This window comes from Sorangium sp. So ce327 (assembly GCF_051530205.1).
In the GTDB taxonomy this organism is placed as follows: domain Bacteria; phylum Myxococcota_A; class Polyangia; order Polyangiales; family Polyangiaceae; genus Sorangium; species Sorangium cellulosum_B.
Map to the genome: position 1 here is coordinate 11,670,903 of NZ_CP150330.1, position 13,993 is coordinate 11,684,895.

Below are 13,993 nucleotides of genomic sequence, written 5' to 3' on the forward strand. Positions count from 1 at the left end.
GACCGGGCTCTTCTTCACCTCGCGCTCACTCGCGCCGGTTGCACCTGCTGGTTGTGCCACGGCTTCGCGCCGGTGGACTGGATCCCCTCCAGCCTGAGGGCCGGCTCCCGCTCCGCGAGCTCGGTCTCGATCCGGCGCACGCGCATCAGCACCTCCTCGACGAGGCGGCGGTTCGTCGCGATGAGCTCCGCGAGCAGCGCCACGGCCACCAGGATGCACGCCATCACGACGGCGCCCGTGCCGACGATGAGCGACTGGATATAACCGCTGTAGTCCGGATTCCGCAGGTAGAAGTAAAGGAACCGGACGCCGATCGCGACGCCGAACACGAGCAGGACCGTCGCGACCCAGCCCACGAGCTGCACAGGGCGGTACATCGCATAAGCCCGGAACATGACGGGACCGGCGCGGCGCAGGTAGTCGGGGATCGAACGGAAGAGCCGCGACTCGCGCGTCTTCGGGTTGGTCGTGATCTTCACGTTCGCGACGGCGAGGCCGCGGCGGCCTGCCTGGATCACCGTCTCCAGCGTGTAGGTAAAGCGGTTGTGCACGAAGAGCTGCAGCGCCGCCTTCCGGCTCACCGCGCGGAAGCCGCTCGGTGAGTCGGCCACCTCCGTGGCGGACAGGCGCCGGATGAGCCGCGAGCCCCACCGCTGCAAGACCTTCTTGAGCGGCGAGAAGTGCTCGATCCTATCGGTCTGCCGATCGCCGATCACCAGGTCGGCCCGGCCTTCGAGGATGGGAGCGACGAGCTGCGGGATCTCCGCGCCGCGATACTGGTTGTCCGCGTCGGTGTTCACGATGATGTCGGCGCCGAGCCGCAGGCACGCGTCGATGCCGGCCATGAACCCGGCGGCGAGGCCTCGATTCTTGGCGAAGCGGACGATGTGGTGGATCCCGAGCTGCTCGGCGAGCGAGCTCGTCCCGTCCGTGCTGCCGTCGTCGATGATGAGGACCTCGATCTCGTCCACACCGTCGATCGACCGCGGCAGGTCCGCGAATGTCTGGGCGAGCGTGTCGCGCTCGTTCAAGCAAGGGATTTGGATGATGAGCTTCACGGGCGATTTCGCGGCGCAGCGTAGCACGACGTGCGTCGAGAAATTCACCTCGGCGCGCAGCGGGCTCCCCGCAACGCGAGGCTCCAGCGCGGGCCGGAAGGCCGCCCCGCTCGCGCTGAGCGCCGGGCGGCCAGCAGAAACCTGTCCACGTCGCTCCGCCGGTGCCCCGGGGCACCGACATCGCGGAACTTCACGGAACATCGCGGAGACGCTGGCCTGCAGCGCTGCGCCGGGCCAGCGGGACCATCGCTCCGCTTAGTTGAGCAACTTCTTCGAGAGGTGCTTGACCGCCTCCTGCGCCGCGTTTCGCAGCGCGACCTCGACCGCCTTCGAGGACGTGTCGCCTCGCACGAGGATGGCGCAATTGTCCCCTTCAGCCTCGAAGGATGCGAGCGGCAGCTCTGTCGCCGCCGCTGCGGCGCGGATCGGCACCTGCACAGCAAGCGAACCGACCTCGAGCTCCACGAACCCCACCAGCTCCGTCTTGGATAGGTTCTGCATGCCTTCGAACGTGGGTCGCCCGCTGGGCCTTAGCAAGGTCAGGTTTTTCCTGCTTGTCGCTGGGATTGAGCTCCACGTGAAGAGGAAGAGCGCGGGAGCGTCGAGCGCATCGCCTGGTCGACGGTCGACTATCGGCATCGGCGCGCAGCGCCGGCGCGCGACGCGGCGGCCGCCGGTCCGAACGTCGCGCCCATCCCGCGCGTCACACGCGTCACGCCGACCCCGCGCTTCCGCACGGATGACCGCTCTCGCGTCAGTTCTTCAGGGAGGTCAGCTGGTCGGCCATGATGCTCCGGTGATTGCGGTAGACCTGAAGCACGATGGCCAGCGCGATCGCCGCCTCGCTCGCCGCGAGGACGATGATGAAGACCGTGAACACCTGGCCAGCCACGCCGCCGGCGACGAAGTGGTCGAACGCGATGAAGTTGAGCGCGGCGGCGTTGAGGATGAGCTCGACGCCGAGGAGGATGCCCACCGCGTTCTTCCGCGTCATGACGGTGAACAGCCCGAGCCCGAAGAGCACCGCGGCGACGGTGAGGTAATGGATGAGACCGACCTCCATCGCCTACTCCCTCTCCCAGGCGCGCCTGACGGCTCGACGCGCGAGCACGACAGCGCCGATCATCGCGGCGAGCAGCACGACCGAGCCGAGCTCGAACGGGAGCAGGTACTCTCCGAGGAACGCGTGTCCGAGCTTGGCGGTGGACGGCATCGCCGGCCTGGCCTCGGCGGGCCAAGGGGTCTGGGTCGCCACCCTGCCGAGCAGGAGCAGCACCGCCGTGACCAGACCGAACGCCACGGCCGGCCCGCCGCGCGGGTTCGAGATCTTCATCTCCGCGATGCGGCTCGTGAGCATCACGGCGAAGAGGATGAGCACGAGCGTGCCGCCGACATAGACGAGCACCTGCGTCGCCGCGATGAAATCGGCCGAGAGCGAGACGTACAGCCCGGCGATGCCGAGGAACGTGCCGAGCAAGGCCAGCGCGGAGTGGATGATGTTCCTGGAGAACGCCACGAGCCCGGCCGAGCCGAGCGTCAGCGCGGCAAGCCCGAGGAAGACGAGTGCGCTCAGGGAGGGCATGGGGTGAGGGCCGCGACGTTAGACCGCTGCCCACCGCCCATCAAGGGCGACCCCCGCTCCTACCCCGCTCCAGCCCCCCCTCCAGCCCCCCTCCGGCCCCCCCGCCCGCGGGCTCCGCGCCCTCGGCGCCTTGCTGCTTCTCGCGCTCCTTGCGCCAGATGGCGCGCAGCTCCTCCAGCGCGGCCGGGTTGTCGCGCATGGCGCGCTCGCGGGCCTCCCGGGCGTGCGGCCCGTACTCGCCGACGGGCACCTCGCCGAGGTCCTTCGGCGCCTTGTAGAGCGGGACGAGGCCCTCCGGGATGAAGCGGAACGTGAGGTGGTCGAGCGTCGGCGCCGCCCCCTCGAACTCGCGGGTATGGCGGATCGCGCCTGTCGACTCCGTCTTGCACGCCTCGACGCACAGGCCGCAGTACATGCACTTGCCCATGTCGATGTCGAAGCGGCTCATCGCCTGCTTCTTCGTCGCCGGGTCCTTCTCCAGATCGATGGCGATGCACTCGATGGGGCACGCGCGCTCGCAGCGCTTGCAGCCGGTGCAGATGTCCATCTGCACCTCCAGGAAGCCTCGGTACCGCGGGGGGAGCATCTCGCTGACGGGGCGGTCCGTCTTGTCGGGGTACTGGACGGTGATGGGCTCCCGGAACAGATGGGAGAACGTGACCGCCATCCCCTCCAGGATGGTATTGGCCGCGCTGGAGATGCTCTTGATGTACTGGGCGAGATCCATGGCCGGTGCCTCTCAGGGACCTGACGCGCTCGGGCAAATCCCCCGAAGGAGCGAGGCGCTACACCGCGGACGATAGCAGACGCGGACCTGCCCTGGAGCGTCCGGCCCGCTCCCCGCAGGCCCCGCGGGTCCCGCCAGCCCGCGCCGTACAAGCTCCGCGGGCTCCCGCCAGCCCGCCCGAAGGCCGCGTCCGTTCGGCTTCGCCCCGCGCGGGAACCAGCGGAGAGCGGGGAGTCCGCGGCGAACCCGTCCTCTCCTGTTGACGCGCCCCCGGGGTGGCGATCATGGTCGTCTGATGTCGCAGCTCCCCTTGTCGGGAACGTTCACCGCCCTCGTCACGCCATTCACGCCCGATGGCGAAGCCGTCGACTTCGACGCGCTCGACGCGCTCGTCGAGGCGCAGATCGCGGGCGGCGTCAGCGGGCTCGTGCCGTGCGGGACCACGGGCGAGTCGCCGACCCTCAGCGAAGCCGAGACGACCGCGGTCATCCGGCGCGTCGTCGAGGCGGCGCGCGGCCGCGTGCCGGTGATCGCGGGGACGGGCTCGTTCTCCACGAAGAAGACGATCGAGGCCTCGCGCGCCGCGCTCGCCGCCGGCGCGGCGGGCGTGATGATCGTGATGCCGTACTACAGCAAGCCCTCGCAGGACGGGCTCCGCGAGCACACGCTGGCCGTGGCCAGGGCCGTCCCGGCGCCGATCGTGCTCTACAACATCCCGGGGCGGACGGTGGTCGACCTCTCCGCCGAGACGACCGAGCGCATCTGCGCCGCCGCGCCGAACGTCGTCGCCATCAAGGACGCCTCGGGCAACGTGTTCCGCTGCCAGGAGCTCGTGCGGCGCCTCGGCGACCGGCTCACGATCCTGAGCGGCGACGACGCGCTGACGCTCGCGATGATGGCGCTCGGCGCGCAGGGCGTCATCAGCGTCACGTCGAACGTGCTGCCGCGCGAGACCAGCGCGGTGACCCGGCGGTTCCTGGCCGGCGACCTCGCGGGCGCGCGCGCAGCCCACCTCGCGCTCCTCGAGCTGCACGGGCTCCTGTTCGTCGAGCCGAACCCCGCCCCCGCGAAGGCCGCGCTCGCCGCCCTGGGCCGCATGAGCGCCGCCGTCCGGCTGCCCCTCGTGCCGGCCGGAGAGGCGACCCGGCAGCAGATCGCCGAGGCGATGAGGCGGCTCGAGGCGAGGCGCGAGGCGTCGTGAAATCGAACGGAGATCATCGAGGCGTGCCGATGAGCGCGCTCCTGGGGGCCGCCCAGGGGGACGACGCCCGGCTGCTGAAGGTCGCGATCCACGGCGCGAGCGGCAAGATGGGGCAGGCCATCGTCCGGCTCGCGGCGAACGAGCGAGCCCAGATCGTGGGCGCGATCGTGTCGCGCGGCTCCTCCCGCATCGGCCGTGACGTCGGCGAGCTCGCGGGGACAGGCACCATCGGCGTCGCGATGAGCGACGACACCAGCGCCGGGCTGCTCGGCGCGGACGTGGTCATCGACTTCTCGCGGCCCGAGGCGCTCCCCCGCCTCCTGCACCTCGCGATGCGCGCCAAGGTCGCCGTGGTCAGCGGCACGACGCGCCTCGACGGCACGTGCGAGCGGCTGCTCGACGAGACGGCGCAGCACGTCCCGGTCCTCTGGTCGCCGAACACGAGCATCGGCATCCACGTGCTCGCGGAGATCGCGGCGAGCGCGGCGCGGCGGCTCGGGCCCGGCTACGACGTCGAGATCGTCGAGGTGCACCACCGCGCCAAGGTGGACGCGCCGAGCGGCACGGCCGTGCGGCTCGCCGACGCCGTGCGCGCGGCCCGCGAGCCGGCCGCGACGCTCGACGACGTGCACGGCCGCGAAGGCAACGTCGGCCCGCGCAAGGCGAACGAGCTCGGGATCTTCGCCGTGCGCGGCGGCGACGTCATCGGCGACCACACCGTCCACCTGCTCGGCCCCGGCGAGCGCCTCGAGCTCACGCACCGCGCGACCAGCCGCGATCTCTTCGCGCGCGGGGCGCTGCGCGCGGCGTGGCACCTGCACGGGAAGCCGCCCGGCCGATACACGATGGCCGACGTGATCGGCGGCTGACCCCGGCGCTCCAGGGCCAGACGCGGGCGATCCGCGCTCCGGCGTTCCGCGAGGGAGCCACAATGTGGTCAGCGGCGGTTCGCCGCACTACGCTGCGGCGCTCGTATGGAGACGCTCGCTGCGAGGATCGCACGCGCCGGTCCGTTGCCGGACAGGGACGCGGTCGGCTGGGTCGTCCGCCTGGCGAAGCGCGTCGAGAGCCTGCACGCGCGCGGGACGGTGCACGGCCGCCTGTCGGCCGCGTGCGTGGTCATGGAGGGCGAGCCGTGCACGTCGACGGGGTGGCTCTCGGACCCGCTCGCCACGCCCGCCTTCGTGGGTTACCGCTCGCCGGAGCGGGCCGCGGGCGAGGGGCCGTCGCGCCGGGACGACACGTGGGCGCTCGCGGTCACCCTGTACACGGCGCTCTCGGGAGCGCTCCCGTTCCCTGCCGAGAGCGACCAGGAGCTCCGCCGCAAGCAAGGCGCCGGCCCCGCGCCGCGGGTAACGCCGCCCGGCGCAGCGGGCGACGCGCTGTGGCGCGTGCTGGACCAGGCGCTCGCGCGCGGCGCCGAGCAGCGGATCACCGAGGTCGCGGCGCTCCGTCGCGCGCTGGAGGCCGCGCGGCCGGGCGAAGGCCTGGAGGAGCTGCCGCCGCTCGATGAGCACGCGCTCGCGGCGCCGGCGAGGACGATTCCAGCGCCGCGCCCGTCGAGCAGCGGGGTGCGGGGGACGTCGAGCTCGCAGCCGCCCCGCAAGAGCGCGCCGCCGCGCGAGAGCACCGGCTCGCAGCCGCCCCGCAAGAGCGCGCCGCCGCGCGAGGGCACCGGCTCGCAGCCGCCCCGCAAGAGCGCGCCGCCGCATGGCCACTCGAGCTCGCAGCCGCCGCCCCTCGCGGGCGCCTCGGCCCGCCGGACGCCGTTGCCCCTCCACGGGCTCGCCAGCCTGGGGCTCCGGTCGACGATCGGCGTGCCGACCACCCCGCCTCCGGAGGCGCCGGACCGTGCCTCGAAGGCGCAGACCGCATTGCCTGCCGCATCGCCGCGGCTCGCCGGCGCAGCGACGGAGGAGCGCTCGCGCGCGGGCGCAGTGGCTGCCCCGACCGCGCACGTGCAGCCACCGCCGCGACCGCCCGTCGTGCCCGCAGCGACGGCGCTGCCGCCCGTCGTGCCCGCAGCGACGGCGCTGCCGCCCGTCGTGCCCGCAGCGATAGCGCAGCCGCCCTTCTCGCCCGCAGCGATGCAGCCGCCCGTCGCGCCCGCAGCAACGGCGCAGCCGCCCTTCTCGCCCGAAGCGATAGTGCAGCCGCCCGTCGCGCCCGCAGCAACGGCGCAGCCGCCCTTCTCGCCCACCGCGGTGCCCCTCTTCGACGCGGATGCCCCAGCGAGCCCGCGAACGATCGACGATCTCCCCTGGCTGGGCGAAGACGACACACACGAGCCGTCGCACCCCTTCCCGATGGCGCCCGGCAGCGTCGCCGCGCGCCTCGGCGCGCCCGGGCTCGGCGCACCGACTCCCCACGTCCCGGCCGTCGATCTCCCCTGGCTGGGCGAAGACGACACACACGAGCCGTCGCACCCCTTCCCGATGGCGCCCGGCAGCGTCGCCGCGCGCTTCGGCGCGCCCGGGCTCGGCGCGCCGACTCCCCACGTCCCGGCCGTCGATCTCCCCTGGCTGGGCGAAGACGACCCGCATCGGCCGTCGCACCCCTTCCCGATGGCGCCCGGCGGCGTCGCCGTGCGCGGCGGCGCGTCCGGGCTCGGCACGCCGCCGCGCACGGCGACGCCGCTTCGCGCGCCGGCGCCGGCGCCCGGAGCGAGCCGCGAGACGCCGTCCGCGGCGCGCCGGTGGGTCACGCTGGCGCTGGGGGTCGTGGCCATCGCGGGCGCCGCCGGGGCAGCCTGGTTCTGGCTTCGCCACCGCGACGCCGCGCCGCCGTCCCTCCCGGCGCCGCCGTCCGCGGACGCTGCGCCCGCCGCATGCGCCGCGCCCGTAGAGCCGAGCGCGCCGGCGCTCGGTGACGCCGGCGCGGAACAGGCAGGCACGGCGGCGCCGGCGGACGCAGGCACCGCAAGCGCAGCGCCGGACCCTGCGGCCACGGCGGACTTCGCCGCATGCGCGATGCCTCTCTTTCCCGGCAAGAGCGTCGACGCCGCCATCGCGGGCCAGCTGTCGTTCGCCTGCGCCGAGACCGACCCGATGAAGGGCGTCTCGGCGCTCAAGAGCCAGCTCGCGCAGGCAGCTGGGCCCAAGGGCGTCTCGGACGCCACGAAGGAATGGGCTGTGCTCGGCTGGCACGACATGGCGACCCTCGCGACCCTGCGCGCCCGCTGCTGCCACGCCCCGCCCCCCCTCCAGCTGCCCCCCACGCCCGAGGGCTGCACGCCGCTCGACGAGGCCCTGAACGAGCTCGGCGCGGCCGTCGCGTCGGCGTCTGCTCCGGGCGATCGGGCTGTCGCGAAGGCGGCGCGGCGGTACATGCGCGCAGCCCAGTGCGTCGCCCGGGTCGGCGCGGCGACCCGTTACGGGCGCAAGAACAAGCCGAACGGAGGCGAGGCCAGCGCCTTCAAGAAGGTGCTCTCGCGCGCGCTCCGAAACACGGCACAGGCCCGCTGAGCCGCGCGAACGTCACGTCGCCCGTGGCGCGTGCCCGTGGTGCGCGCCGTGCCACGGCGTGGCGAGCGACGCGGACGGCGCGGCCGGCGTGAACGGGGGTGAACGGGCGTGAACCGGCGTGAACAGCGCGGATCGATCGCTCGACCACCTCGCCGAACGAGCGGTTCTGGGGTAGCGTCCGCGGTCCCATGTCCAACGAAGCGAGCGATCTCCTGCTCGAAATCGGCGTCGAGGAGCTCCCCTCGTCGTTTGTCGAGGCCGCGCTCCGCGCGCTCCCGGATCTCGCAACGAAGCGCCTCGCGGAGCTCAGGCTCCGCCACGGCGCGGTGCGCGCGCTCGGCACCCCGCGTCGGCTCGCGCTGCTCGTCTCCGGGGTCGCGGCGCGCCAGCCGGACCTCGAGGAGGAGGTCACCGGCCCGCCGGTCAAGGCGGCCTTCAAGGACGGCGCGCCCACGAAGGCGGCCGAGGCGTTCGCGCAGAAGCTCGGCTGTACCGTCGCGGACCTGCGCCGCGTCGAGGGGCCGAAGGGCGAGTACCTCGCGGGCACCCGCCGCGAGGCCGGCAAGCCCGCGGCCGAGCTCCTCCCCGAGGTCCTGGCGTCGCTCGTCGCGGCCATCCCCTTCCGCAAGTCGATGCGCTGGGGGCAGGGAGATTTCGCGTTCGGCCGCCCCATCCAGTGGCTGGTCGCGCTCTCCGGCGGCGAGGTCATCCCCGTCGAGATCGCCGGCATCCGCAGCGGGCGCACGAGCCGCGGCCACCGCTTCCTCGGGTCGGGCGAGATCGCGATCGGCGCCGCGAAGGACTACGTCGAGGCGATGCGCGCGGCGCACGTGCTCGTCGACCCCGAGGCGCGCGCGCAGCTCATGCGCGAGCGCCTGCTCGCCGCGGCGCGGGACGCGGGCGGCGTGCTGATCGAGGACGACTTCCTGATCGGCGAGAACCTCTCCCTCGTGGAGGAGCCGCACGTCATCGTCGGCAGCTTCGAGGAGCGGTTCCTCGAGCTGCCGGAGCGGGTGATCCTGGAGGTCGCGCGCGGCCACCAGCGCTACTTCGGCGTCCGCGACGCGAGGACGGGGGCGCTGCTCCCGAGGTACCTGGCGGTCGTGAACACCGCGGAGGCGCCCGAGAAGATCAAGCGCGGCAACGACAACACGATGCGCTCGCGCCTGTCGGACGCGCAGTTCTTCTACCGGGAGGACGTCAAGATCCCGCTCGCGAACCGCCGCGAGAAGCTCGGCGGCATCGTGTTCCAGAAGCGGCTCGGCAGCGTCCTGGCGAAGGCCGAGCGCGTCGAGCGGCTCGCCCGCGAGCTCGGCCTGCTCCTGATGCTGCCCGAGCAGACGCTGGTGGCGGCGGCCTCGGGGGCGCACCTCGCGAAGTGCGATCTCGTCGCGCTGATGGTGGGCGAGTTCCCCGAGCTCCAGGGCGAGATGGGGCGGGCGTACGCGCTCGCCCAGGGGGTCAGCCCGGAGGTGGCCGACGTCGTCCGCGATCACTACCTGCCCAAGGGCGCCGCGGACGCGACGGCGCCGACGAACGCCGGCGCGCTGGTCGCGATGGCCGATCGGCTCGACACGCTGGTCGGCTGCTTCGCGATCGGGCTCGTCCCCACGAGCACCGCCGACCCGTACGGGCTGCGCCGCGCGTGCCTCGGCGTGCTGCGCACGCTCCTGGATCGCGATCTCGATCTGCGCCTCGGCGCCGCGTTCGGCGCCGCCTACGACGGCTACGCCGGGGTGGAGCTCAACGTCTCGCGCGACGAGCTCGCGACCCGCCTCGGCGAGTTCTTCTCCGAGCGGCTGCGGGGCCTGCTCTCCGACCGGCTCCCGCAGGACGCGGTCCTCGCGTGCCTGCGCGTCGCCGCGGATCGCCCGCTCGATCTCAGGGCCCGCGTGCGCGCGATCGACGCGCTGAGCCCGGAGGTGCGCGCGCGGGTGGGCGAGGTCTTCAAGCGGGCCACGAACATCGCCGACAAGGCGCCTGCCGGCGAGCCGGTGGCGCCGTTCGGGCAGGACGTGCACCCGAGCGAGACGGCGCTCTTCGCGGGGTACCTCAAGCTGCGCGACCAGATCGCGTCGGACGTCCGGAGCGGCTCGTACGACACCGCGTTCAGGGCGGTGGCGGACTTCGCCCCGCTCTTGCACCAGTACTTCATCGACGTGTTCGTGATGACCGAGGACGCGGCCGTGCGGGACAACCGGCTGCGGCTGATGCGCGCCCTGGCGGAGACCTGCGGGAGCCTGGCCAGGCTGGAGCTCCTCGGCGAGGCGCCGCGCGCGGCGTCGTAGCGGGCCGGCTCGGCGGCGCGCGAGGCGCCACCTTTTCAGCTCAGAGTGGCGTTCCCGCGGGCGCCTCGGCCGGCGGCTCTCCTGGAGCTGGCTTTGCGGGCGAGCCGAGCGACGATGCGCTCTCCGCATGACAAGAGGAGGGGGTGTAGCGATGTCTTCAATCGAAGATAACAAATCGATCGCGCGACGGATTCTCGATCTCGTGAGCGAACAATGGTCGATCGAGGACGTGATCGCCGAAGGGGACAAGGTGGTCGCGCGCGCAGAACACGTGCGCACAACCGAGCTTCCTGGGCATCCCGAGCCACGGACGGCAGTAGACGCTACCGCGATGGCGATTCCAGCCGGGCCACCTCGATAGATCACGAAACGGCGACTCCGAAAGCGCCATGAAGCCACGTCCATGCGCTTCGCTTCGCGGAACCGATAAGCCCACTGTAAGACCACTGTGAACGATGAGCAGCGCCTCTCGGGCCTCGCTGGGCCGTCGGGCGTCTGGATCTGCACGCTCGCCAGGAGCTGCGGTACCGTTCGCCCCCATGCCGGGATCTCCGCCCTATCCGTTTGCGTTCTTCGGGGCAGCGCCGAGCGACTGGTTCGACCTCGAAGGGGACCTGTTCTCCTATGAGCTCTGCTTCGTGGCGCCCCCGGACGCGGCCGCGCGGCGCGCCGTCGGCGAGGCGTGGGAGCGGGCGCTCGACGCGCGCGCGGTGGAGCACGGCGAGCCCTTCCAGTGGGCCGATCGCTGGGCGCTCGTGCGGGTGCGGCCGGCGGGGTGGAGCAAGGCGTGCGTCGCCGACATGGCGCGCGCGGTCCAGCAGGCCCTCACCGCGGTGCACGGCGCGCACCCGATCGAGGTGGCCTCCCTGGCCGAGGCGATCGAGAGCGACAGCGACTGGGACGCCTGGTCCGCCGAGCAACGACCCGAGCCCCCGACGGGCCCGAGGTGGCCCGTCGAGCTGCCCCGCTTCGGCGGTGGCAAGCGCTTCGACGCCGCGTGCGCGGTGGATCCGGCGGTCGAAGCCGCGCGCGAGGCGGCGCGCGCCGCGCCTCCCGAGGAGGAGCGCCCGCCGGCGAGCACGGCGGGCGACGACCACGACGCGGACGAGACGGACGAGGCGGAGGCCAGCGACGACGACGACAAGCCCAGGGTCATCTCCGGCGGGCTCCGGCTGGAGCACCTGCCGGGCTACAAGGCGCCCGAGCCTCCCGACGAGCAACGGAAGCTCTTCGGGCGGAGCGGCGAGGTGCAGATTGCGCCGAACGGCCTCGTCTTCGGCGTCGCCAAGCCGAAGCGAAAGCCGCCTGTCGCCGCGTGGATCGAGCACGGCGAGCTCCGCACCGCTCAGGGCGATCCGCTCGCCACCACGACCGGCGCTCACGTCGCCGCGCGCGACGACGGCGGCGCGGCGCTGATCGGGGAGGATTCGGAGGCCGTATGGGAGGTCGTGTTCGCGGAGGGCTCCGTGCGGCGCCTCTTCAAGCACGACGAGCCCTTCTCCGACGTCGCCTACGGCCCGGAGGGCCGGGTGCTCGTGCTCGCGGGCTCGATCGACGCCTACCGGCGGGAGGGTCCGGACGTCGCGCTCGAGGGGCGCTGGGACCTCGACGGCTACGGGATGCAGTCGGTGTTCGGCGGACGCCTGCTCCTCGTGAAGTGCTTCGACGACGAGGACGAGAGCGCGGACGGCGTAACGATCCTCGGCTACGACGGATCCACGATGCGCCGGCTGGCCCGCGTGCGCATCTCGATCGGCGACATCGTGATCGACGGCGCCCGCGTCATCGTGGAGGACGGCAGCGAGTACTACGCGCTGCTCGGCCTGGAGGAGCTCGCCGCGCGCTTCGCCGCGCAGCCGGACGCCTTCCCCGAGCTGAAGAAGCGCAAACCCGGCGACGAGGACGAGGACGAGGACGGAGACGAGGACGAGAGCGCGTCCGGTGAGGGCGACGAGGACTCACGGCCAGAGGTCCTGGAGGGCGCGCTCCGCCTGGAGCGGCGGAGGTCGCGCGAGGTGCCGCCCGAGCCCGAGATCGAGCGCGCGGAGCGCGATCTGTTCGGGTCGAGCTCCTGTGTCTCGGTCGCGCCCGGCGAACGCGTTTACGGCATCGCGAAGCTCCGGCGCAAGCCGGCGACGGCCGCCTGGATCGAGGGCGGGGAGCTCAAGCGCGCCGAAGGCGAGGCGCTGCCCAGCCCCCACAGCTACATCGCGGCGCGGGAGGACGGCGGCGCGGTGCTGTTCGGCTTCGACTACGAGCTCGTCGCCGAGCTCTCCTTCGCGGACGGCAAGCTGCGCCGCCTCTTCGAGCACGAGGCGTCGATCTCCGAGATCGCCTACGGCCCGGAGGGCCGCGTCATCCTCGCCACGGACGAGTTTCTCGACGTCTACCGCCGCGAGGGAGAGGGCGCCGTGCTCGATCAGCGCTGGGGCGTGAACGGTTACGGCCTGACCCCCGCCCTCGGCGGCCGGCTGCTCCTCGTCAAGAGCTACGAGGGCGAGGACTCCGAGGACGGGCTGACCCTCGTCGGCTTCGACGGGAGCAAGCTGCGCCGCGTGGGCCGCGTGAAGGCCTCCGTGGGCGACGTCCGGATCGCCGAGGGCCGGGCCTTCATGGATCACAGCGGCGACACCTACGAGCTGCTCGGCCTCGACGCGCTGGTCGAGCGGCTGGCCACGAACCCCGACGCGTTCCCCGAGGTCGCCGTGTACACGCCGTCCGAGGAGGACGATGACGACGACGAGGCGCCGGAGTCAGGCCCGAGGAAGGCCCCCGAGGAGTACGCCATCGAGCCCGCCCCGGGCCGCGTCGGCGTGCGCTACCTGGGCAAGCAGCGCCCGCTGCCAGAGGACGAGGAGGACGTCCCGAGGGACGTGCGCGCGCGTTTCGGAGCGGGCGCGCGGGAGCTCGAGCGCTACCGCCCCGCCGACGTGTACATCGGGTGGAAGAAGGAAGCCCGGCGCTCCTTCGTCTTCGCCGTGCTGAAGGACGGGGAGCTCATCGAGACCGCGGTGAAGGCGAGCTCCCCCTCGTCGACGTGCCTCGTGAACGCGGATCGGAGCGCCGCGCTCGTGGCGACCGACGGCGACGCCAAGCTCTGGTGGGTGGACCTCCCGCACGGCAAGCCGATCCTCGTGCACGACTTCAGCAAGGAGGAGAGCGAGGACGAGATCTACACGCTCGAGGCGCTCGCCTCCGGGCGGGTGATCGTGGGCACCTCGTCGGAGACCTGGATCTTCTCGGTCAGCGGCGGCGCCTCCAGGCTGGAGGCGCGCGGCGATCTGGATCTGCGCGTCGTGGAGAGCGCCGCGGGGGGCCGCGTGGCCGTGCTGGAGGCCTCCGAAGGCAAGCCCATCCGGGTCTGGGGCGTCTACGACGATGGCGTCCGCACGCTCGCCGAGCTCGAGCCGGAGCCGCTCAGCTTCGAGCCGAGCGCTGACGGCAAGTTCTTCTTCGAGGCCGTGAATCGCCTTGGCTGGTATGAGCTCGTCAACCTCGAGGACGCCTGGGAGGCCGGGCGCCGTGACACCTCTGGCGAGCGCTACCCGCGCGTGGCGCTCGCGCCGAAGCCCCCCGAGCAGGGCGAGGACGGCGAGGACGGCGAGGACAGCGACAGCGACGACGACGACGACGACGAGGATCCGCAATCCGTGGAGTGAAGGCGGCCGCTACC

General features: G+C 72.9%; 11 protein-coding genes. 6 read left to right on the plus strand and 5 right to left on the minus strand.

The window, feature by feature from the left end:
* Window positions 1–14 precede the first annotated feature (14 nt).
* The 5 genes from WME95_RS43835 to WME95_RS43855 all read right to left on the minus strand — a co-directional run bounded on the left by WME95_RS43835 (window position 15) and on the right by WME95_RS43855 (window position 3,367).
* Window positions 15–1,058, minus strand: coding sequence for a glycosyltransferase family 2 protein (locus WME95_RS43835; RefSeq protein ID WP_437546651.1), 1,044 nt, complete (start codon window positions 1,056–1,058; stop codon window positions 15–17).
* A 255-nt stretch (window positions 1,059–1,313) separates the two neighbouring features.
* The gene (locus WME95_RS43840; protein WP_044967022.1) at window positions 1,314–1,559 is read right to left on the minus strand and encodes a hypothetical protein; all 246 of its coding nucleotides are present in this window, start codon (window positions 1,557–1,559) and stop codon (window positions 1,314–1,316) included.
* A 253-nt stretch (window positions 1,560–1,812) separates the two neighbouring features.
* Window positions 1,813–2,121, minus strand: coding sequence for an NADH-quinone oxidoreductase subunit NuoK (nuoK, locus tag WME95_RS43845; protein WP_012240633.1), 309 nt, complete (start codon window positions 2,119–2,121; stop codon window positions 1,813–1,815).
* A gap of 3 nt (window positions 2,122–2,124) precedes the next feature.
* The gene (locus tag WME95_RS43850) at window positions 2,125–2,640 is read right to left on the minus strand and encodes an NADH-quinone oxidoreductase subunit J family protein (protein WP_437905151.1); all 516 of its coding nucleotides are present in this window, start codon (window positions 2,638–2,640) and stop codon (window positions 2,125–2,127) included.
* 40 nt (window positions 2,641–2,680) lie between these two features.
* The gene (locus WME95_RS43855; RefSeq protein WP_437905152.1) at window positions 2,681–3,367 is read right to left on the minus strand and encodes a NuoI/complex I 23 kDa subunit family protein; all 687 of its coding nucleotides are present in this window, start codon (window positions 3,365–3,367) and stop codon (window positions 2,681–2,683) included.
* 295 nt (window positions 3,368–3,662) lie between these two features.
* Between WME95_RS43855 and dapA the strand changes: the two genes are divergently transcribed.
* The 6 genes from dapA to WME95_RS43885 all read left to right on the plus strand — a co-directional run bounded on the left by dapA (window position 3,663) and on the right by WME95_RS43885 (window position 13,979).
* Window positions 3,663–4,568 carry a 4-hydroxy-tetrahydrodipicolinate synthase gene (gene dapA / locus WME95_RS43860; RefSeq protein ID WP_012240636.1) on the plus strand — a complete coding sequence of 302 codons (906 nt, stop codon included), beginning with the start codon at window positions 3,663–3,665 and terminating at the stop codon, window positions 4,566–4,568.
* Between the two features lie 71 nt (window positions 4,569–4,639).
* Entirely contained in the window at window positions 4,640–5,437 is a 798-nt protein-coding gene (dapB, locus tag WME95_RS43865; protein WP_437911091.1) for a 4-hydroxy-tetrahydrodipicolinate reductase, read from the plus strand.
* A gap of 105 nt (window positions 5,438–5,542) precedes the next feature.
* Complete coding sequence (locus WME95_RS43870) at window positions 5,543–8,032, plus strand: hypothetical protein (protein WP_437905153.1); 2,490 nt, start codon at window positions 5,543–5,545, stop codon at window positions 8,030–8,032.
* Window positions 8,033–8,220: 188 nt separating this feature from the next.
* A complete protein-coding gene (gene glyS, locus WME95_RS43875; RefSeq protein ID WP_437905154.1) occupies window positions 8,221–10,320 on the plus strand; it encodes a glycine--tRNA ligase subunit beta in 2,100 nt (699 codons plus the stop codon).
* Window positions 10,321–10,471: 151 nt separating this feature from the next.
* The gene (locus WME95_RS43880; RefSeq protein WP_437905155.1) at window positions 10,472–10,681 is read left to right on the plus strand and encodes a hypothetical protein; all 210 of its coding nucleotides are present in this window, start codon (window positions 10,472–10,474) and stop codon (window positions 10,679–10,681) included.
* Between the two features lie 178 nt (window positions 10,682–10,859).
* A complete protein-coding gene (locus tag WME95_RS43885; RefSeq protein ID WP_437905156.1) occupies window positions 10,860–13,979 on the plus strand; it encodes a hypothetical protein in 3,120 nt (1,039 codons plus the stop codon).
* The last annotated feature ends 14 nt before the right edge of the window (window positions 13,980–13,993 follow it).